The organism is Pelagibacterium lacus, from assembly GCF_003345525.1.
Taxonomy (GTDB): Bacteria; Pseudomonadota; Alphaproteobacteria; order Rhizobiales; family Devosiaceae; genus Pelagibacterium; species Pelagibacterium lacus.
In genome coordinates this window covers 20,361-45,806 of the sequence record NZ_QQNH01000022.1, presented here as the reverse complement: position 1 = coordinate 45,806, position 25,446 = coordinate 20,361, and the positions used below count along the sequence as shown (strand labels likewise).

Here is a 25,446-nt window from a genome sequence, read left to right as displayed (position 1 = left end):
ACTCGAAATGCTCCACATCACTCTCGACATCTTCCTCGCGCGAAAGCAACTCGCGAGTCCAACATGAACAATCCCCCAAGTTCGGGGGACGATCGGCCGGTCGCTCATGCGGGGAATTCGAGGACGATCTTGCCGTAATGGTCGCGGGCCTCCATTGCCGCATGCGCGGCTCCGGCCTCGGCCATGGGGAAGCTGCGGATGCGGGGCTTCCGGATCGTCCCGTCCGCGATGGCCGGCCAGACCGTCTTGCGCAGGCCCTCGGCGAGGCGGGCCTTGGTGGCGCTCGTCTGAGGCCTCAGGGTCGAACCCGAAAGGGTGAGGGCGTTCATCAGCACGAGCCCGAGATTGATCTCGGCCCGGGCGCCACCCTTGAGCGCCAGTTGCAGCACATGGCCGCCATAGGCCGAGGCCTTGAGATTGCGGTTGGCATATTCGCCGCCGATCATGTCGATGACGATATCGACTCCCCGGCCATCGGTCAGCTCCTTGGCGCGGGCGACGAAATCCTCGGCGGTATAGTCGATGGTGTGGGCGGCGCCCATGGATCGGGCATAATCGGCCTTGTCGGGGCTCGAGACCGTCGCCAGCGCGTCGGCGCCATAGAGACGGCAGAGCTGGATCGCTGTCGCGCCGATGCCGCCGGCCCCGCCATGGACCAAGACGGTTTTCCCACGTGCCAGGCCGGCCCGCTCGATCAGCGTTTGTTGCAGGGTGAAGAGGGTTTCCGGCAGGGTGGCCGCTTCGATATCGGTCCAGCCCGAGGGGCGGGGGAGGACCTGACCCTCGGGCACCGCGACATAGTGCGCGTAGCCGCCGCCATTGGTCAGTGCCACCACCGCATCACCCAGGGCGAATCTCCCGCTTCCTTCGCCGAGCGCCGCTACGGTTCCCGATACTTCGAGGCCGGGGAGGGGCGAAGCGCCCGGAGGCGGATCATAGGCGCCCTGGCGCTGCATGAGGTCCGGGCCGTTGAGCCCGGCCGCGGCGACCCGGATGAGGATCTCGCCCTTTGCGGGCGCGGGTGTCGGCACGGTGGTGAGGGTGAGCACGTCCGGCCCGCCGGGCCGGGCGATCGCGATGGCTTGCATTTGATCGGCAATTGTCATGGACGCCATCTTAAACGCGCGCCAAAATGGGCCAAGAGCAAATTTGCTTGGTGGAGGGATATTGATGGACGATGATCGGGTTCTCCCTGTTCCGGCCCATGAATTGGGGATGGCGCTCGATACGCTGTCGGTGGACGAGCTGCAACAGCGGATCGGCCTTCTCAAGGACGAAATCGCCCGGCTGGAAGCGGCGATCGCCACCAAGACCGCCAGCCGCAGCGCCGCCGACGCCGTTTTCAAGTTCTGATCGGGCCCTTCGGCGTCAAGCCGGCGGTAAGGTTAAAGAACCGAGTCGCGTTAACTCAAATTTTACGTTTTCGGTTTAGAACTTGGTTATCCAGTTTTTGCTGGAGTTTCTCAGAGCGGTTCCTTCCCTCTGTTTGACGCCTCCCTGTTAACTTTCGAGAGCCGTTCTTCTGACGGCTCTTTTTCTTTTCCGGAACCGGACGGCGTTAATCCTAGTTGAAGGTCGCCGGCGGCCGTTAATGACCTTTTGCCCATTTGCCCCTAGACTGCCGGCCGCAATGCCGAACCGGAAAGGAGCATCCGCGTGGATGAAGCGAGGTCTGGAAACGACGCCGTCGCGCTGACGCCCCGCCTTTTGACCTCGGGAGGGTTCGACCTGCTCTATCGCGAAGGCATGGGGCTGATCGAGGAGGTGGCCGCCTATCTCGATGGCGAGGGCCGCGCCGAGAGCAGGGGGCTGAGCCGCGAAGCGTCGTTCCTCTACGCCACCGAATCCATGCGCCTCACCACGCGGCTGATGCAGCTCGCCTCCTGGCTGCTGCTGCAACGAGCCGTCAATGAGGGCGAGATTTCGCCCGAGCAGGCGTTGAGCGAGAAATCGAAGGTGAAGTTTTCCGCCCTGCCATCGGATCGCGGCGGGCCGGGATGGGATGAGATGCCCGACAGGATGCAGGCCTATATCGGCAAGGGCGACCGGCTGTTCGCCCGCGTGGTCAAGTTCGACCGCATCGAACGCGGCGAGGAATTGCCGGCCGAGGCCCAGGGCGAGAATGCCCTTGCCTCGCAGATGGATCGGCTCAAGGCGGCGTTCGGCGGGTAGAAGGCCAATAAAAAACCCGGCGCAAGGTCGGGTTTTTCGTCTGTTCGAGCGATCGGGTCTTACGAACCCAGAATGCCCTTGAACTTTTCCTTGAAGCGCGAGACGCGGCCGCCACGGTCGACCAGGCGCGACGACCCGCCGGTCCAGGCCGGGTGGGTCGTGGGGTCGATGTCGAGGGTCAGCGTGTCGCCTTCCTTGCCATAGGTCGAACGGGTCTTGTAGGTGGTCCCGTCGGTCATCGCCACGGTGATGAAGTGGTAGTCGGGGTGGATGTCTTTTTTCATTGCTCGGGCCCTAAATCAAACGGGCGCTGCGGCGCCCGGACATGATCATCATGAAACTGGTTGGCGGCCTTTTACCCAAAGGCGGCCGCCAGCGCAAGAGGCGGCGTTCGCCCTCCATGGTTGCCGTTCCGGCTCTCAAGGCGTATCTAGGCCGCAAAATCGATCCAGGCGACTTCATGTCCGATACACACAGCACGCAAACCGAAACCGCAACGGGCCAGGAACTGCCCCGCCTCAAGGCCGGGACGAGGGCCACCTCGCTCAAGCCCCTGCGGCGCCTCACGGCCTATCTGGGGCGCTATCCGGTGCGTCTCGCCCTGACCCTCGCCTTCCTGGTGATCGCCGCGGTGGCTTCGCTGTCGATTCCCTATTTCGCCGGCAATTTCATCGACGAAGGATTCGTCACCGAAAATTTCGATGTCGTGTCCTCCTATGCCTGGCTGATCATCGTCATCGGCGCGGTGATGGCGGTCTCGGCGGGCGCGCGCTTCTACCTCATCTCGGTGATCGGTGAGCGGGTGATCGCCGATCTGCGCCAGGACGTGTTCCGGCACCTTTTGACGCTCGACGCGACCTTTTACGACGTCAACCGGGTGGGCGAGCTCACCTCGCGGCTCAATGCCGACGTGGCGGTGATCCGCAGCGCCATCGGTTCGTCCGCCTCGCTCGCCCTGCGTTCGCTGATCCTGATGCTCGGCGCCGTGGCCATGATGTTCTGGACCAATTTCCAGCTCGCCCTCGGGGTGATCCTCGTCATCCCGCTCATCGTCATCCCGCTGGTGCTGATGGGCAAGCGGATGCGCAAGGTGTCGCGCTTCACCCAGGATACGCTGGCCGATCTCTCGGCCATGATCACCGAGACCCTGTCCTCGGTCAAAACCGTCAAATCCTTCGTGCAGGAGGAAAGCCAGCAGCAACTGTTCCAGAGCTATTCGGAAACCACCTATCGCGCCGAGCTCAAGCGCCTGCTCAACCGCTCCTTCCTCATCGGAGTGGTGATGTTCGTCTCGATGGTGGCCATGGTGTGCCTGGTCTGGCTGGGCTCGCAGGCCGTGTTCGCCGGCATGATCACCGTGGGTGAGGTGGCCCAGTTCGCCATCTATGCGGTGATCGCCACCTCGGCGCTGACCAATATGAGCGATCTGTTCGGCACCCTGCAGCAGGTCTCGGGCGCCACCGAACGGCTGATGGAGCTGCTCGACACCCGCTCGCGCCTGCCGCTTCGGACCGATCCGGTCCTCATGCCGGTTCCGCCGCAGGGCAGGGTGGCGTTCGACCATGTGAGCTTTGCCTATATGACCCGCGACGAGGCGCCGATCCTCTCGGACCTCTCCTTTGCCGTCGCGCCCGGCGAGACGGTGGCGCTGGTCGGTGCGTCGGGGGCCGGCAAGTCCACGGTGTTTGCCCTGTTGCAGCGCTTTTACGATGTGGGCAGCGGCCGCATCCTGGTCGACGGCATCGATGTGCGCGATGCCGACATGGCCGATCTGCGCCGCCGCTTCGCCTCGGTCGATCAGGAGCCGGTGATTTTCGCCGGGTCCATTGCCGACAATATCCGTTTCGCCAAGCCCGATGCCGATATGGCGGATGTGCGCGCCGCCGCCGATGCGGCGCTGGTCACCGGCTTTGTCGAGGACCTGCCCAATGGTTTCGACACCATGGTGGGCGAGCGCGGGGTCATGCTCTCGGGCGGGCAGAAGCAGCGTGTGGCCATCGCCCGCGCGCTCTTGAAGGACGCGCCCATCCTGCTGCTCGACGAGGCCACTTCGGCCCTCGACGCCCAAAGCGAGCATCTGGTGCAGAAGGCGCTGGAGCGGCTGATGGAGGGCCGCACCACCCTGGTCATCGCCCACCGCCTCGCCACGATCCGCAACGCCGACCGCATTCTGGTTCTGGAAAAGGGCTGCCTCATCGATCAGGGCACCCATGACGAACTGGTGCGCAAGGGCGGCCGCTATGCGGAGCTTGCCAAGCTGCAATTCCGGCTCACTGACGCGGCTGTGGCGGAGTAGGTCGCCGCAACCTCAGCGCCCCCCTCATCCGTCTCGGACCTAGCGGTCCGATCCACCTTCTCCCACCAGGGGAGAAGGGGGCTCATTTGGCAGGCCCAGCCCCCCTTTTTCCTTCTCCCCTGGTGGGAGAAGGTGGCCGCGAAGCGGTCGGATGAGGGGGGCGCTGACTCTCGGTATCAGACATCCTGATCGGGGGTAGGTTGGCGGTCGCGGTCATAGTGCCGGGCGAGCGGGAAGGGTGGCAGCCAGGCCTCGCGGCGGATGACCCAGCTTTCATAGCTGGGCATCAGCTGGTTGGGGGCGTCGAGGGTGCCCAGATGCACCTCGATCTCGTTTTCGGTCCGCGCGTAGACGGACGACCCGCAACGGGGACAGAAGAAGCGCCCGGCATAGTTGCGCGTTTCCCCCGCGATGGTCACCGCGTGCTCGGGGAATATGGCGGCGGCGTAGAACAGCGCGCCGTGATGCTTGCGGCAGTCGAGGCAATGGCACAGCCCGACCCGGTTCGGCTGGCCGGTGGCCACAATCTGGACGTCGCCGCACAGGCATCCTCCGGTAAAGCGTTGCATGGCCGGGCCTTTCCGAGGAGAGATTACCCCTCTGTCAGCTTGAATTCGATGCGCCGGTTGCGGCGATAGGCCTCGTCGGTGTCGCCGGGATCGAGCGGCGCGTATTCGCCGAAGCCGGCGGCGAGGAGGCGATTGGGCGACACTCCCTGCTGCACCAGCAGCTTGGCGACGGCAATGGCGCGGGCCGCCGAAAGCTCCCAGTTGGAGGGGAACTGCGCCGTCGCGATGGGGCGGCGGTCGGTGTGACCGTCGATGCGCAGCACCCAGGGAATGTCGGCGGGGATTTCGGTTTCGAGCTCGAGAATGGCCTCGGCCAGTCCGGAAATCTGCGCCTGGCCCTCGGGGGAAATATTGGCCTGCCCGGCGTCGAACAGCACTTCGGACTGGAAGACGAAGCGGTCGCCGACCACCTGGACGTCCGAGCGTCCTTCGAGGATTTCGCGCAGGCGGCCGAAAAAGTCCGAGCGGTAGCGCGAAAGGTCCTGCACGCGCTGGGCGAGGGCCACGTTGAGCCGGCGGCCCAGATCGGCGATCTGGGTGCGGCTTTCGCTGTCGCGCAGCTCGGAGGCTTCGAGGGCGGCTTCCAGCGCCCCGATCTGCTGGCGCAGGGCGGCGAGCTGCTGGTTGAGCAGCGCCACCTGCGCCTGGGCTTCCGAAGAGAGTTCGCGCTCCTCGGAGAGTTCGGCCTCGAGGCCGGCGATGGCGGTTTCATATTCCCCGGCGCTCGATCCCAGCCCGGCCAATTGCCCGGCCAGCGAGTCGCGTTCGGCTTCGAGGCCGGTGAGCGTGGCCGAGAGCGAGGCGATGGAGAGCTCCAGTTCCTCGGAACCGGCGCGTTCGAGCTGCAGCAATTCGGTCAGCTCGGCGATCTGGGCGTTGAGCCGGGAAAGGGCGGAATCGCGGCCCAATATTTCCTGATTGAGGAAGAATTGGGCGATCATGAACATGGATAGGAGGAAGATGATGACCAGCAGCAGATTGGTCAGCGCATCGACATAGCCGGGCCAGAAATTGGGGCGTTCGGAGCCGCGTCGGGCAAGGGGCATGGCGGGACTCTAATTGTGGCCGTCGCGCGGACGGTCGGTGTCCTGCAACAGGGTGTCGATCAGGCGGGTGAGGCGCTGGTTGACCTCGGACTGCTCGGCGATATGGGCGCGCAAATCCTCCTGCTCGGCCCGGATGTGCTTGACCAGCCCGTCGATCCCCTTGGCCAGTTCGGCCATGGCGCGGATGGCGTTCTGCGACGAATTCTGGGTCTGCATGGTGGCGCCCAGGCGCTCGAACATCTGCTGCATCTCGGTGTTGGAGACGCCCAGATTGTTGGCCTGCATGGTGGCGATGGGATGGTCGAGCTCGGTCATCGAGCTCATCCAGTCTTCGAGATCGGTATAAAAGGCGTTCTGGGCCTGCCCGGTCTGCAGGTCGAGGAAGCCCAGGATCAGCGAGCCGGAAAGGCCGAACAGCGAGGACGAGAAGGCGGTCGCCATGCCGCCCAGCGGCGCTTCGAGCCCCTCGCGCAGATTGGAAAAGACCGTGGCGCTGTCCCCGGCGGTGACGTCGAGGCCCTGGATCACCTCGGCCACCGAGGCGACGGTCTCCAGCAGGCCGTAGAACGTGCCCAGAAGGCCGAGAAAGACCAAGAGGCCGGTCAGGTAGCGCGAGGTCTCCTTGGCGTCGTCGAGCCTGATGCCGATCGAATCGAGGATCGAGCGCATGGAGGCCGGGGTGAGCATGGTCTCGCCGAGCTTGTCGCGCATGATGGCGGCGACCGGGGCCAGGAGGCGGGGGGCGCGGCGCAGGGTGCTGGCATTGCCCTCCTGCAGGGAATTGACCCAATTGACCTCGGGGAACAGCCGCACCACCTGCCGGAAGCTGAGAATGATGCCGACCAGCAGGGTGAAGACGATCAGCCCGTTGAGAAAGGGCGAGGACCAGAAGGCATCGATCAACTGGGCCATGAGGATGATGCCCACCATGGCGACCAGCACGAGGAAGATCACCATCTTGATGAGATAGACCATCGGGCTGGCGAGGTGATAGGGGTCGTAGGTCTGCTGCGTCATGAAAGGGCCGGCTCCTGGCATCGCCACTGGTTCGAAGCGGCGCGGCGTGTCAAATCACGCGCCAGCTTAGTCAGACCATGCTGGCCTGACAATGACATGGACGATGGTTAAGAAAAAGTAACCGCGCGCAGAACCCTGTGGGCGCAGGGTTATTTGACCGCCTGCAGCGCCTTGAGCAGGGCGGCCTGGATCACCTCGTTGCCGGCCACGACCTCGCCATTGGCGATCGAGGCGGTGCCGCCGGCATAGTCGGTGACGAAGCCGCCAGCCTCGCGCACCATCAGAAGGCCCGGCGCGACGTCCCAGGGCTTGAGCCCGGCTTCCCAGACTCCGTCGAAGCGGCCCGCCGCCAGCCAGGCCAGATCGACCGAGATCGAACCCGAGCGGCGGATTCCCGCCACCGCGGGGGTGACGTGGGCGAGCTGGCGCAATTGCAGCGCGTCAAGGGCGCGCCCTTGCGAATTGATGCCGGTGACCATCAGCGCGTCGGCGAGGGAGCGGCGTCCGGCCACGCGCAGGCGGCGGTTGTTGAGCCAGGCGCCATTGCCCTTTTCGGCGGTGAAGAGCTCGTCCATCACCGGGTTGTAGATCACCGAGGACACGATCTCGTCATTGCGTTCGAGGGCGATGGCGACGGCGAACAGCGGCACGCCGTGCAGGAAATTGGTGGTGCCGTCGATCGGGTCGATGATCCAGCGGTGCATGCCGTCGGTGCCCTTGATCTCCCCGCCTTCCTCCATGAGGAAGGAATAGGTGGGACGGGCCTTCATCAGTTCGTCCATCACCACCTTTTCGGCGCGCTTGTCGGCCACGGTGACGAAATCGGCCGGACCCTTGCGCGACACCTGGAGGTTCTCGACCTCGCCGAAATCACGGATCAGCCCCCGGCCGGCCTTGAGGGCGGCATTGACCATGATGTTCATCAGAGCTGAGCGGGCCATGGGGGTATCCTAAAATATGAGAGGGGGTCCGGCGGGGTGCCCGGTCAGTCGGCGCGGCGGATATAGGTCACTTCGTCGGTATCGACCACGATCTTCTGGCCGGTGCCGATAAAGGGCGGAACCATGGTCTTGACGCCGTTTTCGAGGATGGCCGGCTTGAAGGAATTGGCCGCCGTCTGGCCCTTCACCACCGGTTCGGTCTCGGTCACTTCGAGGATCACCTGGGCGGGGAGCTTGATGCCGAGCGGCTTGTCCTCATACATTTCCACGGTGACCATCATGCCGTCCTGGAGGAAGGCGGCGCGCTCGCCGACGAAATCGGTGGGCAGTTCGATCTGCTCGTAGGTTTCGGTGTTCATGAACACCAGCGCGTCGCCCTGCTGGTAGAGATACTGGAAATCGCGCTGTTCGAGGGTCACGCGCTCCACGGTCTCGGCGGAGCGGAAGCGCTCGTTGAGCTTGGTGCCTTCGATGATGGCCTTGAGCTCCACCTGGGCGTAGGCGCCGCCCTTGCCGGGCTTGACGTGATCGACCTTGACCGCCACCCAGAGCTTGTCCTGGTGCATGATCACATTGCCGGGGCGGATTTCGTTTCCGTTGATCTTCATGGGTATCGTTCTTTGCGGTTGCGCGCCCGTGGCAGTGCGCGCTCGGGCCGGAAAGTGGGGATGGCTGGCTTTTGCCTCAGAACAGGGCCGCGTTCAAGCGTTTCATGGATTGGCGACGATGTCTTCGAGGGCCGGGGGCAGGCCTTCGAGCGCCTGGGGCAGGGGCTGAGGCATGACCAGCGTTCCCTCGTCCACCGCGATGCCCGCCGGCTGCTGCGACGGGGGCAGGCCGGGCCAGTAGCGCGCCCGGGTCTCGCCGGCGGCGAGGCTGGCCGGGTCCGCGCCGCGCAGGGCGGCATCGAGCTGGGGATCGTTGAGCCCCTGGCGGCGGGCCAGGGCGCGGTACATGGCGGCCGCTTCCAGGTCGCGGTCGACGCCTTCGCCGGCGGCCAGCATGAGGCCGTAGCGCGACTGGCCCACGGCGCTGCCCTGTTCTGCGGCGCGTCCGTACCAGCCAGCGGCGCCTTGGGCGTCGCGCGCGCCGCGCGCGCCCATATAGAGGAAGGTCGCATATTCCACCTGGGCTTCGGCCAGCCCCTGCTGGGCCGATTGCTCGAGCAGGTCGAGGGCGCGTTCGGTGTCGGGGGCGATGCCGGCGCCTTCGAGCAGCATGATGGCGAAATCATATTGCGCTTCGGGAAGCCCCGCCTCGGCGGCTTCCCCGATCAGTTCGGCGGCTTCGCTGAGATCGGGGCTGGCATAGATGCCTTCCACATGGAGCAGGCCCAGATTGTATTTGGCCGCCATATGCCCGCCATCGGCCGCCTTGCGGAACAGCTCCGCCGCCCGAGTGCGGTTCTGGGAGACGCCGGTGCCGCTCTGGTAGATGAGGGCGAGCTGGAAGGTCGCCTGGATATCCCCGTTCTGGTCGGCCTGGGCGTACCAGCTGATGGCGCGCGGGATGTTCTGGGAGACGCCGAGCCCGTTGGCATAGATCTCCCCGATCAGCGTCTGGGCCACGGCGTCGCCCTGGGCGGCGCGCTTTTCGGCCAGCCGCAGGGCGGTAAGATAATAGCCGCGCTGGAAGGCGCCATAGGCGAGGTCCACCCCCTCGGGCGGGTTGAGCAGCAGGCGCGAAATATCGAGCGCCTGGTCCATCTGCTGGCTCTGCGCCATGGCGGGCAGGGGGGCAAGGGCCAGGAGGGCCGCCATGAGCAGGGGCTCGCGCCTCATGGCGTCGCCTCCCCGGCGATCGCCGCCCAGTCCGCCTCCTCATAGGCGATGAATTCGGTGCCAAGGCCGCTATTGTCCTCACCCGGGGCGGCGCAATAGACCGAGGGGATCTCGAAGGTCTCGGCCCACCATTGCGCCATCTCGCGGCCTTCGCCATCGTCGCGGTCGCCGAACATCAGGTAGTCGACCTCCAGTTCGCCGCGCAGCATGGCTTCGTGGCGCGAGCCGATATCGCCGGTGCCGACGATGAAATCGGGCTTGAGCTCGGCGATCGCCTCGCGCAGCGCCTTGATGCCGCCGCTCATATGCACGCCGTCCACATAGGCGCGGCGCACCAGGTCGGGACGGTTGTCGAGCAGGACCGCGCAATCATGGACCTGGATGGCCTTGGCCAGCGCCTTGGCGCGCGCGGCATAGGCAAGATCGTCCTCGCCTTCGCCGATCCTGAGCAGCAGCGCGGTCGCCCCCGTGCGCGCGACTTCGGCTGAGAGCCGGTTGGCGGTGATGGCGGGCGATGCGACGAGGAAGATATCCGATGCCATGGAACCCCAATCGAAGTTGAGCCTCCCTTGCCGCCAAACCATGACGAAAAAGGGACGCTGCTCTCCTACAGCGTCCCTTGGGGCTTGGGAAGACTATGGGGCGTTTATCAGGCGGCCCGGTCGAGTTCGGGTGCCCACTCGCCCAGCGAGGCGAGGGAATTCATCCGGGCGCGGTGGATGAAGGCGCGGCGCGCGGCCTCGACGTTCTCCGCGTTGCCGCCCCAGGCCTGCAGCGCCTCGGCCTGCAGGGCGCGGCCATAGGAGAAGGTCAGGGCCCAGGGGAGCTTGCCGATATGGTGCATGGCCGAGAGATTGGCGCTGGCCTGTTCGGAGGTCTGGCCGCCCGAGAGGAAGGCGATGCCCGGCACGATGGCCGGCACGGTGGCCTTCAAGGTCCGCACGGTGCGTTCGGCCACTTCCTCGACCGAGACCTTGGGGCCGTTGACGCCGGGGATCACCATGTTGGGCTTCAAAATCATGCCGTCGAGCGCCACGCCGGCGAGGCGGAGCTGTTCGAACACCTCGCCCAGCGTATCGGTGGTGACCTTCTCGCAGGTGTCGATGGTGTGGTCGCCCGGCTTGCCGTCGGCCAGCACCTCGGGCTCGACGATGGGGACGATGCCCGCTTCCTGGCAGAGCGCGGCATAGCGGGCCAGCGCATGGGCATTGGCATGGACCGATGCGCGGGTGGGCTTGTTGGGGCCGATGCCGATCACGCCGCGCCATTTGGCGAAGGCGGCGCCGATCTGTGCATACTCCTTGAGCCGTTCGCGCAGCCCGTCGAGGCCCTCGGTCACCGTCTCGTCGTCAAAGCCCGGGAGGGGCTTGGCGCCGGTATCGACCTTGATGCCGGGCAGGCAGTCATTGGCCCGCAGCATGTCGACGAAAGGGGTGCCGTCGGCGGCGGACTGGCGGATGGTCTCGTCGAACAGGATGACGCCGGAAATGTACTGGCTCATCGCCTCGTCGGCGCCGAACAGCATTTCGCGGTAGTCGCGGCGATTGGTTTCGGTGGATTCCAGTCCGATGCTATCGAACCGCTTCTTGATCGTGCCGGTGGATTCGTCGGCGGCCAGAATACCCTTGCCGGGTGCAACGAGCTGGTGGGCAATCTCGCTCAGTCGAGACATCGGACGCGTAACCCCATGAATGTGAAGATGCGCGCAAAATACCCGATCAGCGCCGTCACAATCGATTAGACGTTCGGTTATTGGACGAACGGATGAGACGGCCTCGGGGAACCTCTGGCCGCCCGGTCCGTCTATTCCCGGGTCAGCGCCTTGACGCCGGGCAGGGGCTTGCCTTCCATCCATTCGAGGAAGGCGCCGCCGGCCGTCGACACATAGGTGAACTGGTCCTTGACGCCCGCATGGGCGAGGGCCGCCACGGTGTCGCCGCCCCCGGCCACCGAGACGAGCTGGCCCTTGCGGGTGCGTTCGGCGGCATGGCGGGCGACCTCGACGGTGGCCTTGTCGAAGGGCGCGATCTCGAAGGCGCCCAGCGGCCCGTTCCAGACGATGGTCTTGGCCTCGTTGATGGCGGCCTTGATCTTTTCCACCGATTGCGGCCCGGCGTCGAGCACCATGCCGTCCTTGTCGATGGCGTCCAGCCCATAGACGCGCGAGGGGGTGTCGGCCTCGAAATGCCAGCCGACCACGCCGTCGATGGGCAGGATGATGGCGCAATGGGCATCGGCGGCCTTGTCCATGATGCGCAGCGCGGTTTCCTTCAAATCGCGCTCGCACAGCGATTTGCCCACGTCATAGCCCAGGGCGTAGATGAAGGTATTGGCCATGCCACCGCCGATCACCAGCGCCTCGACCTTAGAGACGAGGTTTTCGAGCAGGTCGATCTTGGTGGAGACCTTGGCCCCGCCGACAATGGCGATCACCGGCTTCTTGGGCGTGCCCAGCCCCGCCTCGAGCGCCTTCAGCTCGGCTTCCATGGCGCGGCCCGCCGCGGCGGGCAGCTTGTGGGCCAGCCCTTCGGTCGACGCGTGGGCGCGGTGGGCGGCGGAAAAGGCGTCGTTGACGTAGAGGTCGCCGAACCCGGCCATGATGTCGACCAGTTCGGGATCGTTCTTTTCCTCGCCGGCGGCGAATCGGGTGTTTTCGAGCAGCACCACGGAGCCCGGTTCGGCCCGGGCGATCACGTCCTTGGCTTCGGTGAGGTCGGTCCAGTCGGTGGCGGCGAAATGGACCGGCTTGCCGATGATGCGCCGAAGCTCGGGCACCACGACTTCAAGGCTCATCTCGGGGTTCGGCTTGCCCTTGGGACGGCCGAAATGGGCGAGGAGTATGGGCAGGCCGCCCTTGTTGGCGATTTCCTGGATGGTGTGGGCCACACGCTCGATCCGTGTCGCGTCGGTCACCTTGCCGTCCTTGGTGGGCACGTTGAGATCGACCCGCACCAGTACGCGCTTGCCGTCGAGATTGAAATCGTCAAGGGTCTTGAAAGCGGTGGTCATGCCTGCACCTTTTTTCTTTGCGTTACTGGGTAGCAGAGTGAGGCGCGGGGCGGAAGAGCCGAGCGGGGCAGATCCGCATCGCCGCGCCGTTCGGCCCGACCACACAAGGGAATGCTATCATGAAGTCTCTCCTTGCGCTCCTCGTCCTCGGCGCGGTTCTTCCCGTTCCCGCACTCGCCCAGCCGGCCCCGGTCTGGGGCGGCCATTATAACATGGGGAGCTTCGCCGCCGGAGGCGGAAGCGCGCAGATAGGCCATGTCAGCCTCTCCTGCGCCGGCGACAGTCTCGACGATGCCGGAGCCGTCTTCCTGCAACTGGAGCCGGCGGCGGGGATCGAGCCCTTCGTCGACGCTCCGCCGGAGCTCGATTTCGTGATCGATGGCGCGGTGTTCACGCTGCCCGTCACGGCGGAAGAGGGACGGATATTTTTCTATCGCACCGAGCCGGGCGACTCCGCCATGGCTGCGGCGCTGATCGACGCGCTGCGGCGCGGCCAAACCCTCTCGGTCTCGGCGCCCGAGCTCACCATCGCCGAAATCCCGCTGCGCGGTTCGTTCGCGGCGTTGACCTATGTGGCGCAATGCGTCGCGGAGAACGGCTAGAGCCCGAGGGGCTCCAGCCGGGACGATTGCGGCTTACAGCGTCTTGCCGAAGGCCACCGCCGTGTCGCTCATGCGGTTGGAGAAGCCCCATTCATTGTCGTACCAGGTGAGGATGCGCACGAAATTGCCGTCCATCACCTTGGTCTGGTCCATGTGGAAGATCGAGGAATGGGGGTCGTGGTTGAGGTCGATCGATACCAGCTTCTCGTTGGTGTAGCCGAGGATGTTCTTGAGCTTGCCCTCCGCAGCGGTCTGGATCGCCGCGTTGATTTCCTCGACCGAGGTGGTCTTTTTGGCGATGAACTTGAAATCGACCACCGAGACATTGGGGGTCGGCACGCGGATCGAGGTGCCGTCGAGCTTGCCGTTCAGTTCGGGCAGCACGAGGCCCACGGCCTTGGCGGCGCCGGTCGTGGTGGGGATCATCGACAGGGCGGCGGCGCGGGCGCGGTAGAGGTCCTTGTGCATGGTGTCCAGCGTGGGCTGGTCGCCGGTATAGGAGTGGATCGTGGTCATGAAGCCCTTTTCGATCCCCACCGCCTCGTTGAGCACATAGGCGACCGGCGCGAGGCAGTTGGTGGTGCACGAGGCGTTCGAGATCACCGTGTGCTCGGGGGCGAGCAGGTGATGGTTGACCCCATAGACCACGGTCATGTCGGCCCCGTCGGCGGGCGCGGAGACGATCACCTTCTTGGCGCCGGCCTCGATATGAGCCGAGGCCTTTTCCTTGCTGGTGAAGATGCCGGTGCATTCGAGGACGATATCGACGCCCATCTCGCCATGGGGGAGTTCGGCGGGGTTGCGCACCGCGGTGACCTTGATGGGGCCGCGGCCCACATCGATGGTGTCGCCCGCAACCGTCACCGTGCCGGGAAACCTGCCATGCACCGAATCGTAGCGGATCAGATGGGCATTGGTCTCGACCGGGCCGAGGTCGTTGATGGCGACCACTTCGATGTCGGTGCGGCCGGATTCGATGATGGCGCGCAGGACGTTGCGGCCGATGCGACCAAACCCGTTGATGGCGACGCGAACGGTCATGGAGCTACTCCTTGAGTATTGCTATGCGAGCACGAGGAAATAAGGGCGCCGGGGCGCCCTTTGGAGTGTTGTCTTAGAGTTGCGCCTTGGCCGCATCAACAACGGCTTTGGTCGTAATCCCAAAGTGTTTGTAAAGGGCGGAGATCTCGCCCGAGGCGCCGAACCCAGTCATGCCCACGAAGCGTCCGGTGGCGCCGAGCAGCTTGGCCCAGCCCTGTTCGATTCCCGCCTCGACCGCGACGCGGGCCCGGGCCTTGCCGAACACCGAGGCCTTGTAGTCGTCGGGCTGGGCGTGGAACAGTTCCATCGAGGGCACCGAGACGGCGCGGGCCGAAATGCCCTCTTCGGTCAGTTCCTTGGCCGCTTCCACGGCGAGCTGGGTTTCCGAGCCCGTGCCGAAGAGCACAACATCGGCATTGTCATCGCCCCAGATGGTATAAGCGCCGCGCAAGCACAGGTTTTCATCCGAATATTCGGTGCGCAGGGCGGGCAGGCCCTGCCGCGAAAGCGCCAGCAGCGAGGGCTGTTGGGTCCGCTCCAGCGCGATCTCCCAGCATTCCGCCGCTTCCATGGCGTCGGCGGGCCGGAACACCAGAAGGTTGGGAATGGCCCGCAACGCGGCCAGATGCTCGACCGGCTGGTGGGTCGGGCCGTCTTCGCCCAGGCCGATGGAGTCATGGGTCATGACCAGTCCGACCCGGATGCCCATCAGGGCGGCGAGGCGGATCGAGGGACGGCAATAATCCGAGAAGGTCATGAAGGTGCCGCCATAGGGGTACAGCCCCCCATGCAGGGCGATGCCGTTCATGGCCGCGACCATGCCGTGTTCGCGAATGCCGTAATGGACGTAGCGGCCGGAATAGTCGCTGGCCGAATAGGGCAGGGTCTGGCTGGTGTCGGTGTTGTTCGAGCCGGTGAGGTCGGCGGAGCCGCCCATGGTTTCGGGCACTGCGCCATTGAGCACTTCCAGCGCATCCTGGGAGGAGGCACGGGTGGCCTTTTTCGGCTTGTCCTCGGCGAGCTTCTTCTTGTAGGCGGCCATGGCCGGCTTGAAGGCTGCGGGCAGTTCGCCCCGCATGCGGCGCTCGAATTCGCTCCTGGTCTCGGAGGCGGTGGCGTCGAGACGCTCGGTCCAGGCGGTACGCGCCTCGGCGCCGCGACCGCCGGCCTGCCGCCAGGCATCGAGGATCTCGGCCGGGATCTCGAACGGACCATAGGCCCAGCCGAGCTGCTTCTTGGCGGCGGCGAGTTCCTCGTCCCCGAGCGGGGAACCGTGCACCTTGCTGGTCCCGGCCTTGTTGGGCGAGCCGAAGCCGATGGTGGTGCGGGCGGAGATCAGCACCGGCTTGTCGGAAGCCTGCGCGTCCTTCAATGCCTTTTCGATCTCGACGGGATCGTGGCCGTCAATGTCCATGGTCGCCCAGCCGGAGGCCTCGAAGCGCTTGCGCTGGTCGGTGGAATCGGCCAGCGAGACCTTGCCGTCTATGGTGATGTTGTTGTTGTCCCAGATGACGATGAGCTTGTTGAGCTTCAAATGCCCGGCCAGCGAAATGGCCTCCTGGGAGATGCCCTCCATGAGGCAGCCGTCGCCAGCATAGACATAGGTGTAGTGGTCGACGAGGTCGCGGCCGAATTCGGCGTTCAGCTTGGCTTCGGCGATCGCCATGCCCACGGCATTCCCGAGGCCCTGGCCGAGCGGGCCGGTGGTGGTCTCGATGCCGTCCGCATGGCCGTATTCGGGGTGGCCAGCGGTCTTGTAGCCGAGCTGACGGAAGTTCTTGATGTCCTCGAGCGTCATGTCCTCGTAGCCGAGGAGATAGAGCGCGGAATAGAGCAGCATGGAACCGTGGCCGGCCGAGAGGACGAAGCGGTCGCGGTCGGGCCAGTTGGGCGCCTTGGGATCGAATTTCATGATCTTGGAGAACAGAACCGCTGCGATGTCGGCCCCACCCATGGGAAGGCCGGGATGGCCGGAATTGGCGGCCTGGACCGCGTCCATGGAAAGGGCGCGAATGGCATTTGCCATGGCATCGTGTTGGGCTCTGTCTGTCATGAGTATCCCGCGCGAATAGGTTGTGAGAAAACGGCGTGACGCCGGCCCGGTCGGTCGAGGGCGGAGCGCGAGCAGACACATAACAGGTCCGTCCTTCGAGTCAATCTTGGCGCGGGGGGCAGGTCTTGCCAATTCCGCCACTTTCTGGGCTATGGTGGAGGGCCAAGCCAAAGGATTCGAAGGACGCCGCACGTGTCATCGTCATCGCCCGGAGAGAGTTTCGCCGCCGCCATCGAGCGGATTGACCGCGCCCTCAACAGGCTTGACACCTCGGTGCGCTCCCTCTCGGCGCGCACCCGGTCGACGGGCCAGCTCCAGGCGGAAACCCAGCGGCTCGCCGCCGACCGCGCGCGGCTGGCCGGCGACCTCGACCGCGCCACGGCGCGTGCCGACCGGCTCGATGAGACCGCAGAGGAGGTCTCCAGGCGCCTCAGCGAAGCGATGGACACCGTCAGATCGGTGCTGGAACAAGGAGAACTGCGTGGCTGAAGTCAGCGTCGAAATCAACGGCCGCAAATTCCGCATGGCCTGCGAGGACGGGCAGGAGACGCATCTGTCCTCCCTCGCGGCCCGGTTCAACCGCTATATCGAGGAATACAAGGAGACGTTCGGGGAGATCGGCGACAATCGCCTCGTCGTGATGGCGGGAATCGCGGTGGTGGACGAACTGGTCGAGGCCGAGCGCAAGCTCGACACGCTGCGCGCCGAACTCCAGACCGTCACCAAGGCCGGCAATGACGTGGCGGCGGAAGCCGAATCCATGGAAGCCACATTCGCCGCCAAGCTCTCGGACGTGGCGCGCCGCATCGAATCCATCGCCACCGCCGTCGACGGCGCCGGCCAGGACGCGCAGGCCCGGTCCGGTTCCTGATCGCCTGCCGGGCGCTGCCGGTCCCCGCAGATAAAGTGTCGTCGCCCCTTTGCCGCGCGCGCAAGAAGGCCTATATGAATCCGGCTGCCCGGTGCGTGTAGGATACTGCATCCCCGGGGCCTTATCGATCCTAAAGGGAGCTGTCCCTGACCGGGCCCGTGGGCCTGGACACATGGCGCCCACCTACGTGAGTAGGTTCCCGGGATCGACACATCCCACGGCCAGGGTGGCACCTGATTTATCTGGAGGAGACCGCAAGGCTTGACGGACCAAGACGCCCAGCGCGAAGAGCACAAGGCCACATTGCGCGAAGAGGCTCTTGCCCGCCGCGCCGCCATACCCCAGGCGGACCGCGCCGACAGTGCGAAAGCCGCGGCCGACGGTTTTCTCGAGGGCGTGCCCCTCTCAAGGGACCAGATCGTCGCCCTCTACTGGCCGATCCGGGACGAGATCGACTGCAAGCCGCTCCTCACCCGGCTGGTGGATTCCGGCCAGCCCGTCGCCCTGCCTGTGGTGCTGGGCGAGGACAGCCCGCTCGAACTGCGGCTGTGGGAAGAAGGGCAGGCGCTCTATCCTTCCGGTTTCGGCACTCTTGCCCCGGCCGAGACCGCACCGGTCGTCGAGCCCGATATCGTCGTCATACCGCTCCTGGCCTTCGATCGGAAGGGGACGCGGCTCGGCTATGGCCGCGGCTATTACGACCGGACGCTGGCCCATATGAGCAAGACGCCCCTTTTGGTCGGCTATGCCTTTTCCGGCCAGGAGCTCGATTTCATCCCCCGTTTCGACCATGACCGCCCCCTCGACATTCTGGTGACCGAAGCGGGGCTCACCCGTTTCGAGAACGCATGAGACTGCTGTTTCTCGGCGATGTCATGGGCCGGGCCGGCCGCGAGGCGGTCTCCGAGCGCCTGCCCGGTCTCATCGCGCGCCATGGCTTTGATTTCGTCATCGTCAATGGCGAGAATGCCAGCCATGGGCGCGGGCTCACCGAAAGTCATTTCGAAATGCTGCGCGATGCGGGCGCCGATGTGGTGACGCTGGGCGACCATGCCTTCGACCAGCGCGAGATGATGACCGCCATCGAGCGGCACGGAACCCTGATCCGCCCGATCAATTTCCCTCCCGGCGCGCCGGGACGCGGGGCGGCGATGGTCACGGGCCGCAATGGCCATCAGGTGCTGGTGGTGCAGGCGCTGGGGCGGGTGTTCATGCCGCCCATGGACGATCCGTTCCGCGCCGTCGATGCCGCCATCGCCGCCTGCCCCCTGGGCGAGCAGGCCGATGCCATCGTCGTCGATTTCCACGTGGAGGCCACCTCGGAGATCGGCGCCATGGGCCAGTATCTCGACGGCCGCGTTTCGCTGGTGGTGGGCACGCATACCCATATTCCCACGTCCGACCACCGCATTCTGAAGGGCGGCACCGGGGTTCTCAGCGATGCGGGCATGTGCGGGGATTATGACAGCGTCATCGGCATGGAGGTCGAGGAGCCGATCAATCGCTTCCTCACCGGGCTGGCCACCACCCGCTTCACGCCGGCCGAGGGGGAAGCGACCCTGTGCGGCGTCGCCATCGAGACGGAACCGCGCTCGGGGCTGGTGCGGCAGATCCTGCCCGTGCGTATCGGCGGTTCCCTCGCCCAGGCCCATCCCGATTTCGCCTGAAGGTCGGGGCAACGGCTTTGTTGGCGCCCCGTCTTTATTTTCACCGCCCGCGCGATTATAAGCGCGGCCATTCCAATTCGAGTTAGCGACGAGGAACTGTCCGACCATGGCCGGCCATTCACAGTTCAAGAACATCATGCACCGCAAGGGCCGTCAGGACGCCGTGCGGTCGAAAATCTTCTCCAAGCTGGCGCGCGAGATCACCGTTGCCGCCAAGGCGGGCATGCCCGATCCGGCGATGAACCCGCGCCTGCGCCTGGCGATCAACAACGCCAAGGCCCAGTCCATGCCCAAGGACAATATCGAACGCGCCATCAAGAAGGCGCAGGGCGGAGACGGCGAGAACTATGACGAGGTGCGCTATGAGGGCTATGGCCCGGGCGGCATCGCGGTGATCGTCGAGGCCCTGACCGACAATCGCAACCGGACCGCATCGAACGTGCGCGCCATATTCTCCAAGGCCGGCGGTGCCCTGGGGGAAAGCGGCTCGGTGGCCTTCATGTTCGACCGGGTCGGGGAAATCTACTACCCCGCCAGTGCCGGCGATGCGGACAAGGTGATGGAAGCGGCCATCGAGGCCGGCGCCGACGACGTGCAGAGCGATGCGGACGGCCACACCATCTATTGCGCCTTCGAGGATATCGGCGACGTGTCGGGGGCGCTCGAGGCCGCGCTGGGCGAGGCGGAAAGCGTCAAGCCGGTGTTCAGGCCCCAGACCCTTACCCCGGTCGACGCGGAAAAGGGCGCCAGCCTGATGCGCATGATCGACAATCTCGACGACGATGACGACGTCCAGAACGTCTATGCCAATTTCGAGATGAGCGAAGAGGATATGGCGACGCTCTCGGCCTGAGGCCGGGACGGACCAGCCATGTGCGACGGGCGGTCGGGGCCTATGCCCCCACCGCCTTTTTTGCGTCCAGCCCCGCAGTGTCGTTGGTGCCGAGGCTTGCCGTCCCATTGGCCGGGCGGGGCGGGATGAGGACGATATCGCTGTTGTTGCGCCCGGTCGCCTTGACCTTGTAGAGCTGCTCGTCGGCGAGGCGGAACAGATCGTTGAAGGCCATGGCCTGGGTGGCCACCGCGCCGCCGATGCTGACCGACAGCACGCAGCTCTCGCTCTCGTTGCCGAATTCGATCCGCGTTATGGCTTGTCTGATGGTATCGGCAACCCGCTGGGCCTGCGCGGAAGTGGCCTCCGGCAGGTAGATGCCGAATTCCTCCCCGCCCAGGCGGCCCAGAAGGTCCTTGCTCCCCAGTACCGAGCGGATGGCCGAGACGATCAGCTTGAGGGCCGCATCGCCGCTTGCGTGGCCGAACCTGTCGTTGATCGACTTGAAATGGTCGGCATCGGCGACCAGCAGGGCGCCCCCCTTGTCGCCGGCGGCGAGGGCCGCGCCGACCGCGTCGACAAAGGCGCCATGGTTGAGGCATTTGGTGAGGCTGTCCTTGGACGCCGTGTCTTCGAGGGCGCGATAGGCCATTTCGAGCTGATAGTGCTTGAGCGACGTGTAAAAGACCATGGGCCCGCCAAGCGCCAGCGGGGCGACGATGGCGGCGGTCAGCCCGAAAGCGTCCATGCCCTGGGACAGGGTGCCCAGAATCAGATGGGAAATGATGACCGAGGCCACGACGGCCACGGCCATGTGACGTAACGTGTGCCAGCTGATGCTGGCCCAGGCCTGCGCGGGCAGGCGACCACTACGCGCCATGATCGATAATGTGTCCTGAAGTTCTGCGTCCGGCGCCACCCTAGGGGAATTCGGTGAACGCGAGGTTGCCGCATTGCTGAAAATGCCAGGCATCGCTTTCTGGGGAAATCTTGCAGCCGCGATCGGCGATGTTTTTGGTTTGTTCACTTTGTGCTTGGTAGCGTGGGCGCGATTGGATAGGCTCGGAGCATGTTGGACGTGGTGCGAATCATAGGGATCGATCCGGGCCTGCGGCGCACCGGATGGGGGATCATCGAGAGCGAGGGCAACCGGCTGCGCTTCATCGCCTGCGGCGTGCTCACGCCGGCGGTCGATCAGGACCTCGCCCTGCGGCTGGTTCACCTGCATGAAGGGCTGATGCGCCTCATCGCCGAGCACCATCCGCAGGAGGCTGCGGTGGAGGAGACCTTCGTCAATGCCGGCGCGCGCTCGACCTTGCTCCTCGGGCAGGCGCGCGGCATTGCGGTGATGACCCCGGCCTCCATGGGCCTGCCGGTCGGCGAATATTCGGCCAATCTGGTCAAGAAATCCGTGGTCGGCACCGGCCATGCGGAGAAAAAGCAGATCGAACTGATGGTCAGGACGCTGATGCCCGCCGCCAACTTCAAATCGGCCGACGCGGCCGATGCGCTGGCCATCGCCATCTGCCACGCCCATCACCGGCAGCACCGCAAGCTGGCGAGATCGGCATGATCGGCAAGCTCAAGGGGATCGTCGACAGCCTTGGCGACGACACGGCGCTGATCGATGTGGGCGGGGTGTGCTATGAAGCCCATTGCTCGGGCCGCACCCTGCAGGCCCTGCCGGCGGTGGGCGAGGCGGCGACCCTGTTCATCGAAATGATCGTGCGCGAGGACATGATCCGTCTTTATGGTTTTGCCACGCCGGCGGAAAAGAACTGGTTCAAGCTCCTGATGACGGTGCAGGGGGTGGGCTCGCGCGTGGCGCTGGCCATCCTCTCGACGCTCTCGCCGTCCGACCTGTCCTCGGCCATCGCCTTGCAGGATAAGGCGATGATGGGCCGGGCGCCGGGCGTCGGCCCCAAGCTCGCCCAGCGCCTCGTCTCCGAGCTCAAGGGCAAGGCGCCCGCCATCGGCGCGGTGGATGCGGGCGTCATCGGGTTGCAGACCGCGCTCGGGGATGGGTTGGCCGGCGGCAATGTGTCCGATGCGGTCTCGGCCCTCGTCAATCTCGGCTACGCCCAGGCCCAGGCCTCCGGCGCCGTGGCCCGCGTGGTCGCCAAGGAGGGCGAGGAGGTGGCGACCGAAAAGCTGATCCGGCTGGGTCTGCGGGAATTGAGCAGTTGATTCCTTGATATTTTGTTGTTTCCTTACTATTTATGGAAAGTAAGGAATGAAGGTGGCGCTATGAGCACGGCAACGTTGACGTCAAAAGGACAGATGACGCTTCCCAAGGAGATTCGGGAGGACCTTAACCTCAAGGCCGGCGACAAGGTCGATTTCGTCAAGGTCGGCGGGCGGTATGAATTGCGGCCGCGTAATTTGAGAGCGGCCGATTTTGCCGGCATGCTGCACCGTCCCGGCATGCGGGCGATGTCGGTCGAAGAGATGGACGAGGGCATCGCCGAGGCGGTCCGGGAACGGAGTGAACGGTCGCTTGATCGGGATTGACATCAATGTTCTCGTCCGCTGGCTGACGGCGGATGAAGAGATAACCTACAAGCGCGCCGAGCGGCTGGTGGCCGAAGCCGGTGACGATGGCCTCTATCTGGGCGATACGGTACTGGTCGAACTCGTATGGGTTTTGACTCGCACCTACAGGTTCGGCCGGGAAACGGCGCTTGCGACTCTTGAAACATTGCTCGACATGCGGGAATTCGTTTGCGCCGATCGGGGACTTTGTCTGGAGGCTCTATGTCTCGCGCAAGCAAATGGATGTGATTTTGCCGATGCGCTCGTCGCGGTCAGGAACCGCGAGGCTGGGTGCGTAACCACGGTGACCTTTGATCAAAAGGCCGCTCGTTTGCCGTTCATGACACTTGTGGAAGAATTTCGTTCTTGACCGATATCACCGACGCCACGGCGGGCCGCGACGACAGTCTCGATGTTTCCCTTCGCCCCTCGGGTTTTTCCGAGTTCATCGGGCAGGAGGCGGCGCGGGCCAATCTCGAAGTGTTCATCAAGGCGGCGCGCCAGCGCCAGGCGGCGCTCGATCACGTCCTGTTCGTCGGCCCGCCGGGGCTGGGCAAGACGACCCTGGCCCAGATCATCTCCCGCGAACTGGGCGTGGGGTTCCGCGCCACCTCTGGCCCGGTGATCGCCAAGGCGGGCGATCTCGCGGCGCTGCTCACCAATCTCGAGGAACGCGACGTCCTGTTCATCGACGAAATCCATCGCCTCAACCCGGCGGTGGAGGAAATCCTCTATCCGGCCATGGAGGATTTCCAGCTCGATCTGATCATCGGCGAGGGGCCGGCCGCCCGCTCGGTGCGGATCGATCTGGCCAAGTTCACCTTGGTCGGCGCCACCACCCGGGCCGGGCTGCTCACCACGCCCCTGCGCGACCGGTTCGGTATTCCGGTGCGGCTCAATTTCTATACCCCCGAGGAACTGGTCCGGATCGTCGAGCGCGGGGCGCGGCTGATGGGCATGGCCATGACCCCGGACGGGGCGATGGAAGTGGCCCGCCGGTCGCGCGGCACTCCGCGCATCGCCGGAAGGCTGTTGCGCCGGGTCACCGATTTCGCGCTGGTCGAGGGCGCCGCCGAGATCGACCGCACGGTGGCCGACCGCGCGCTGCTGCGCCTCGACGTCGACGCCAGGGGGCTCGATCAGCTGGACCGGCGCTATCTTCAGACCATCGCCGAATTCTATGGCGGCGGCCCGGTGGGCATCGAGACCATCTCCGCCGCCCTGTCCGAGCCACGCGACGCCATCGAGGAGATCGTCGAGCCCTATCTGCTGCAACAGGGCTTCATCCAGCGCACGCCGCGCGGGCGCATGATGACGGCGCTCTCCTTCCAGCATATGGGTTACGCGGTTCCGCAGGGATTCGTTGGCCTGCAGGCGAGCCTCTTCGAGGAGAACGGCGATGAGTGACGCGCGCGAGATGATCAGCGTCGATATGGCGGGCGGGCGCTTCAATTTCCGGGTGGCCGGCATCGCGGTGCGGGCCGGGCACGTTCTCGTGCACCGGGCTCATTGGGACAGCCATTGGTCCCTGCCCGGCGGGCGGATCGAACTGGGGGAAGAAAGCGCCGTCGCGCTGGCGCGGGAGATCGAGGAGGAGCTGGGCGTCACTGCACAGGTGGGGTCGCTGCGCTTCGTCATGGAGAATTTCTTCGTCGACCGCGGCCGCCGCTTCCACGAAATCGGGTTCTATTACGACGTCACGTTGCCGGACCGCTTCCCGTTCCGCGAGGACGGCGGGGTGTGCCATTTCTGCGAGGACGGGGACGCAAGGCTCGAATTCAAATGGGTGCCCATGGCATCCGCCAGCCTCGATGCGATCAATTTCCAGCCCGCGCGCCTGCGCGGCCGGATGGGCGAGTTGGGCGCGCCCGTGCATATCGCCCATGACGAGCGGGCCTCGTGACCGCCGGCGGAACCGGCACTGGCGGCACGCATCGCTTTCCGGTGCGCGTCTATTACGAAGACACCGATTTTTCCGGCAATGTCTATCACGCGGCCTACCTGAAATTCTTCGAGCGGGCGCGGACCGAATTCCTGCGCGATCTGGGCATCCATCACCGGGAACTGGCCCAGGAGGGCATCGCCTTTGCCGTGCGGTCGATGGCGATCGATTTCCTCGGCGCGGCCCATATCGACGACCTGCTCGAAATCACCACCGAGGTGGCGACGGTCTCAGGCGCCAAGCTGGGCCTGCGGCAGGCGCTGTTCCGCGAGGGCGAGGCTATCACGCGGGCCGAGGTGCTGGTGGTGGCGATCAGAACCAGTGGGGGCGCGGCCCGGCTGCCGGCGGCGCTGCGCCGACTTCTGGAGGCAAGGACGGAAGGGGGGCCGTGACCCTCCTTCCGGCAGGGGACCTGTCTCGGATTACATCGCTTCCGCCGTCACCTGGCCGCGAATTTCGCCGCCGGGATATTGCTCGGTATGGATGTTGAAATACCACAGGCCGTCCATGAGCTGGGTGGCCTGCTCCTCGCTCAGCGTGGCGCTGCCCTCGATGGGGCTGTCGAGCGCGCCCGAGATCGGCACGATGGGGCCGGCATCCTCGCCTTCGGCGGCGGGGCCGTGGAAATGGGCGGCGTTGGCCGGACCGGTCAGCCCATCATAGGTTATCGTCCAGGCGAACTCCATGGTGTCGGAATCATAGGTGGCTTCCAACGAGCCGCTGCCGCTCGAGTCCGTGACATCGGCGGATGCGGCGAGCTGGGCGGTGAAATTGGTCACTTCGGCATAGGCCGGAGCGGCCGAAAGCATCAGTGCGGCAAGGCCGGCACCGAGAATGGGGGCGATTTTCATGATTATCCTCCTCATGGTGAAAGGCGCGCCGTGCGCGACAGCACCCCGGCGCATCCGATAAACGCGGCACCGATTGCAGCGTTCCTCTCACATCTGTGCGAGCCGCTGCCGGGTCATGAGGGTTTGTTAACCATTCCTTGACCATAAATATGGCGTTTGGCTCGCGCCGCGCCGCAGCCGGGCGATGGCGGGCATTTGTCTCTCACTTTTGACAAATTTGACCG

The 25,446-nt window shown here is 65.3% G+C and carries 31 protein-coding genes and 1 other RNA gene; 17 read left to right on the top strand and 15 right to left on the bottom strand.

Annotated elements, in window-relative coordinates; genetic code table 11:
• Positions 1 to 104 precede the first annotated feature (104 nt).
• A complete protein-coding gene (locus DVH29_RS13065; protein ID WP_342769896.1) occupies positions 105 to 1,106 on the bottom strand; it encodes an NAD(P)H-quinone oxidoreductase in 1,002 nt (333 codons plus the stop codon).
• A 64-nt stretch (positions 1,107 to 1,170) separates the two neighbouring features.
• Between DVH29_RS13065 and DVH29_RS13060 the strand changes: the two genes are divergently transcribed.
• Together DVH29_RS13060 and rcdA are read left to right on the top strand one after the other, a co-directional pair.
• The gene (locus tag DVH29_RS13060) at positions 1,171 to 1,353 is read left to right on the top strand and encodes a DUF1192 domain-containing protein (RefSeq protein ID WP_114646629.1); all 183 of its coding nucleotides are present in this window, start codon (positions 1,171 to 1,173) and stop codon (positions 1,351 to 1,353) included.
• A 303-nt stretch (positions 1,354 to 1,656) separates the two neighbouring features.
• Positions 1,657 to 2,172 (top strand): protease adaptor protein RcdA, encoded by a 516-nt coding sequence (gene rcdA, locus DVH29_RS13055; RefSeq protein ID WP_114646628.1) that lies wholly within the window; start codon positions 1,657 to 1,659, stop codon positions 2,170 to 2,172.
• A gap of 59 nt (positions 2,173 to 2,231) precedes the next feature.
• Here the strand turns inward: rcdA and rpmE are convergent, their stop codons facing one another.
• Complete coding sequence (gene rpmE / locus DVH29_RS13050) at positions 2,232 to 2,456, bottom strand: 50S ribosomal protein L31 (protein ID WP_114646627.1); 225 nt, start codon at positions 2,454 to 2,456, stop codon at positions 2,232 to 2,234.
• Between the two features lie 176 nt (positions 2,457 to 2,632).
• On the opposite strand from rpmE, the gene DVH29_RS13045 reads away from it, so the two are divergent.
• Positions 2,633 to 4,468 carry an ABC transporter transmembrane domain-containing protein gene (locus DVH29_RS13045; RefSeq protein ID WP_114646634.1) on the top strand — a complete coding sequence of 612 codons (1,836 nt, stop codon included), beginning with the start codon at positions 2,633 to 2,635 and terminating at the stop codon, positions 4,466 to 4,468.
• Positions 4,469 to 4,644: 176 nt separating this feature from the next.
• On the opposite strand, the gene DVH29_RS13040 is transcribed toward DVH29_RS13045, so the two are convergent.
• The 9 genes from DVH29_RS13040 to DVH29_RS13000 form a co-directional block, all read right to left on the bottom strand.
• A complete protein-coding gene (locus DVH29_RS13040) occupies positions 4,645 to 5,037 on the bottom strand; it encodes a GFA family protein (RefSeq protein WP_114646626.1) in 393 nt (130 codons plus the stop codon).
• A gap of 23 nt (positions 5,038 to 5,060) precedes the next feature.
• Positions 5,061 to 6,083, bottom strand: coding sequence for a peptidoglycan -binding protein (locus DVH29_RS13035; RefSeq protein WP_114646625.1), 1,023 nt, complete (start codon positions 6,081 to 6,083; stop codon positions 5,061 to 5,063).
• A 9-nt stretch (positions 6,084 to 6,092) separates the two neighbouring features.
• Entirely contained in the window at positions 6,093 to 7,100 is a 1,008-nt protein-coding gene (locus DVH29_RS13030) for a flagellar motor protein MotA (protein WP_114646624.1), read from the bottom strand.
• 149 nt (positions 7,101 to 7,249) lie between these two features.
• Positions 7,250 to 8,041: an inositol monophosphatase family protein gene (locus tag DVH29_RS13025; RefSeq protein WP_114646623.1), complete on the bottom strand. Its 792-nt coding sequence runs from the start codon at positions 8,039 to 8,041 to the stop codon at positions 7,250 to 7,252.
• A 44-nt stretch (positions 8,042 to 8,085) separates the two neighbouring features.
• A complete protein-coding gene (efp, locus tag DVH29_RS13020) occupies positions 8,086 to 8,649 on the bottom strand; it encodes an elongation factor P (RefSeq protein WP_114646622.1) in 564 nt (187 codons plus the stop codon).
• A gap of 102 nt (positions 8,650 to 8,751) precedes the next feature.
• The gene (locus tag DVH29_RS13015; protein WP_114646621.1) at positions 8,752 to 9,822 is read right to left on the bottom strand and encodes a tetratricopeptide repeat protein; all 1,071 of its coding nucleotides are present in this window, start codon (positions 9,820 to 9,822) and stop codon (positions 8,752 to 8,754) included.
• Positions 9,819 to 10,364, bottom strand: a complete 546-nt coding sequence (locus DVH29_RS13010) for a thiamine phosphate synthase (protein WP_158541672.1) — start codon at positions 10,362 to 10,364, stop codon at positions 9,819 to 9,821. The genes DVH29_RS13015 and DVH29_RS13010 overlap by 4 nt, the downstream gene beginning before the upstream one ends.
• A gap of 107 nt (positions 10,365 to 10,471) precedes the next feature.
• The gene (locus DVH29_RS13005) at positions 10,472 to 11,494 is read right to left on the bottom strand and encodes a class I fructose-bisphosphate aldolase (RefSeq protein WP_114646619.1); all 1,023 of its coding nucleotides are present in this window, start codon (positions 11,492 to 11,494) and stop codon (positions 10,472 to 10,474) included.
• Between the two features lie 131 nt (positions 11,495 to 11,625).
• On the bottom strand, positions 11,626 to 12,831 hold the full coding sequence (locus tag DVH29_RS13000) for a phosphoglycerate kinase (RefSeq protein ID WP_114646618.1): 1,206 nt from the start codon (positions 12,829 to 12,831) through the stop codon (positions 11,626 to 11,628).
• 119 nt (positions 12,832 to 12,950) lie between these two features.
• Here DVH29_RS13000 and DVH29_RS12995 point away from each other — a divergent pair, with 119 nt between their 5' ends.
• Positions 12,951 to 13,433: a hypothetical protein gene (locus DVH29_RS12995; protein ID WP_114646617.1), complete on the top strand. Its 483-nt coding sequence runs from the start codon at positions 12,951 to 12,953 to the stop codon at positions 13,431 to 13,433.
• Positions 13,434 to 13,466: 33 nt separating this feature from the next.
• On the opposite strand, the gene gap is transcribed toward DVH29_RS12995, so the two are convergent.
• Positions 13,467 to 14,474, bottom strand: coding sequence for a type I glyceraldehyde-3-phosphate dehydrogenase (gene gap, locus DVH29_RS12990; protein WP_114646616.1), 1,008 nt, complete (start codon positions 14,472 to 14,474; stop codon positions 13,467 to 13,469).
• A gap of 73 nt (positions 14,475 to 14,547) precedes the next feature.
• Complete coding sequence (tkt, locus tag DVH29_RS12985) at positions 14,548 to 16,527, bottom strand: transketolase (RefSeq protein WP_114646615.1); 1,980 nt, start codon at positions 16,525 to 16,527, stop codon at positions 14,548 to 14,550.
• 192 nt (positions 16,528 to 16,719) lie between these two features.
• Between tkt and DVH29_RS12980 the strand changes: the two genes are divergently transcribed.
• The 6 genes from DVH29_RS12980 to DVH29_RS12955 all read left to right on the top strand — a co-directional run bounded on the left by DVH29_RS12980 (position 16,720) and on the right by DVH29_RS12955 (position 19,918).
• Positions 16,720 to 17,016 (top strand): DUF4164 family protein, encoded by a 297-nt coding sequence (locus DVH29_RS12980; RefSeq protein WP_158541671.1) that lies wholly within the window; start codon positions 16,720 to 16,722, stop codon positions 17,014 to 17,016.
• Positions 17,009 to 17,398 (top strand): cell division protein ZapA, encoded by a 390-nt coding sequence (locus DVH29_RS12975; protein WP_114646613.1) that lies wholly within the window; start codon positions 17,009 to 17,011, stop codon positions 17,396 to 17,398. The genes DVH29_RS12980 and DVH29_RS12975 overlap by 8 nt, the downstream gene beginning before the upstream one ends.
• Positions 17,399 to 17,476: 78 nt before the next feature.
• Positions 17,477 to 17,633, top strand: a non-coding RNA gene (ssrS, locus tag DVH29_RS12970) — 6S RNA.
• A gap of 26 nt (positions 17,634 to 17,659) precedes the next feature.
• Positions 17,660 to 18,250, top strand: coding sequence for a 5-formyltetrahydrofolate cyclo-ligase (locus DVH29_RS12965; RefSeq protein WP_245944982.1), 591 nt, complete (start codon positions 17,660 to 17,662; stop codon positions 18,248 to 18,250).
• The gene (locus tag DVH29_RS12960) at positions 18,247 to 19,065 is read left to right on the top strand and encodes a TIGR00282 family metallophosphoesterase (protein ID WP_114646612.1); all 819 of its coding nucleotides are present in this window, start codon (positions 18,247 to 18,249) and stop codon (positions 19,063 to 19,065) included. The genes DVH29_RS12965 and DVH29_RS12960 overlap by 4 nt, the downstream gene beginning before the upstream one ends.
• 106 nt (positions 19,066 to 19,171) lie before the next feature.
• Complete coding sequence (locus DVH29_RS12955) at positions 19,172 to 19,918, top strand: YebC/PmpR family DNA-binding transcriptional regulator (protein ID WP_114646611.1); 747 nt, start codon at positions 19,172 to 19,174, stop codon at positions 19,916 to 19,918.
• Between the two features lie 40 nt (positions 19,919 to 19,958).
• Here the strand turns inward: DVH29_RS12955 and DVH29_RS12950 are convergent, their stop codons facing one another.
• Positions 19,959 to 20,777 carry a GGDEF domain-containing protein gene (locus DVH29_RS12950; RefSeq protein ID WP_158541670.1) on the bottom strand — a complete coding sequence of 273 codons (819 nt, stop codon included), beginning with the start codon at positions 20,775 to 20,777 and terminating at the stop codon, positions 19,959 to 19,961.
• A 189-nt stretch (positions 20,778 to 20,966) separates the two neighbouring features.
• Here DVH29_RS12950 and ruvC point away from each other — a divergent pair, with 189 nt between their 5' ends.
• From ruvC to ybgC, 7 genes are read left to right on the top strand one after another with little or no spacing between them, the layout of a single operon-like run.
• Positions 20,967 to 21,470 (top strand): crossover junction endodeoxyribonuclease RuvC, encoded by a 504-nt coding sequence (ruvC, locus tag DVH29_RS12945; RefSeq protein ID WP_114646609.1) that lies wholly within the window; start codon positions 20,967 to 20,969, stop codon positions 21,468 to 21,470.
• Positions 21,467 to 22,084: a Holliday junction branch migration protein RuvA gene (ruvA, locus tag DVH29_RS12940; protein ID WP_114646608.1), complete on the top strand. Its 618-nt coding sequence runs from the start codon at positions 21,467 to 21,469 to the stop codon at positions 22,082 to 22,084. The genes ruvC and ruvA overlap by 4 nt, the downstream gene beginning before the upstream one ends.
• A gap of 60 nt (positions 22,085 to 22,144) precedes the next feature.
• Complete coding sequence (locus tag DVH29_RS12935; RefSeq protein WP_114646607.1) at positions 22,145 to 22,408, top strand: AbrB/MazE/SpoVT family DNA-binding domain-containing protein; 264 nt, start codon at positions 22,145 to 22,147, stop codon at positions 22,406 to 22,408.
• Positions 22,395 to 22,799, top strand: coding sequence for a type II toxin-antitoxin system VapC family toxin (locus DVH29_RS12930; RefSeq protein ID WP_158541669.1), 405 nt, complete (start codon positions 22,395 to 22,397; stop codon positions 22,797 to 22,799). The genes DVH29_RS12935 and DVH29_RS12930 overlap by 14 nt, the downstream gene beginning before the upstream one ends.
• A complete protein-coding gene (ruvB, locus tag DVH29_RS12925) occupies positions 22,796 to 23,836 on the top strand; it encodes a Holliday junction branch migration DNA helicase RuvB (protein WP_114646605.1) in 1,041 nt (346 codons plus the stop codon). Before DVH29_RS12930 ends, ruvB begins: the two co-directional genes overlap by 4 nt.
• Complete coding sequence (locus DVH29_RS12920; RefSeq protein ID WP_245944981.1) at positions 23,829 to 24,332, top strand: NUDIX hydrolase; 504 nt, start codon at positions 23,829 to 23,831, stop codon at positions 24,330 to 24,332. Before ruvB ends, DVH29_RS12920 begins: the two co-directional genes overlap by 8 nt.
• Positions 24,329 to 24,763, top strand: coding sequence for a tol-pal system-associated acyl-CoA thioesterase (gene ybgC, locus DVH29_RS12915; protein ID WP_114646604.1), 435 nt, complete (start codon positions 24,329 to 24,331; stop codon positions 24,761 to 24,763). Before DVH29_RS12920 ends, ybgC begins: the two co-directional genes overlap by 4 nt.
• A gap of 30 nt (positions 24,764 to 24,793) precedes the next feature.
• On the opposite strand, the gene DVH29_RS12910 is transcribed toward ybgC, so the two are convergent.
• Positions 24,794 to 25,222, bottom strand: coding sequence for a CHRD domain-containing protein (locus DVH29_RS12910; protein WP_114646603.1), 429 nt, complete (start codon positions 25,220 to 25,222; stop codon positions 24,794 to 24,796).
• Positions 25,223 to 25,446: the final 224 nt, after the last annotated feature.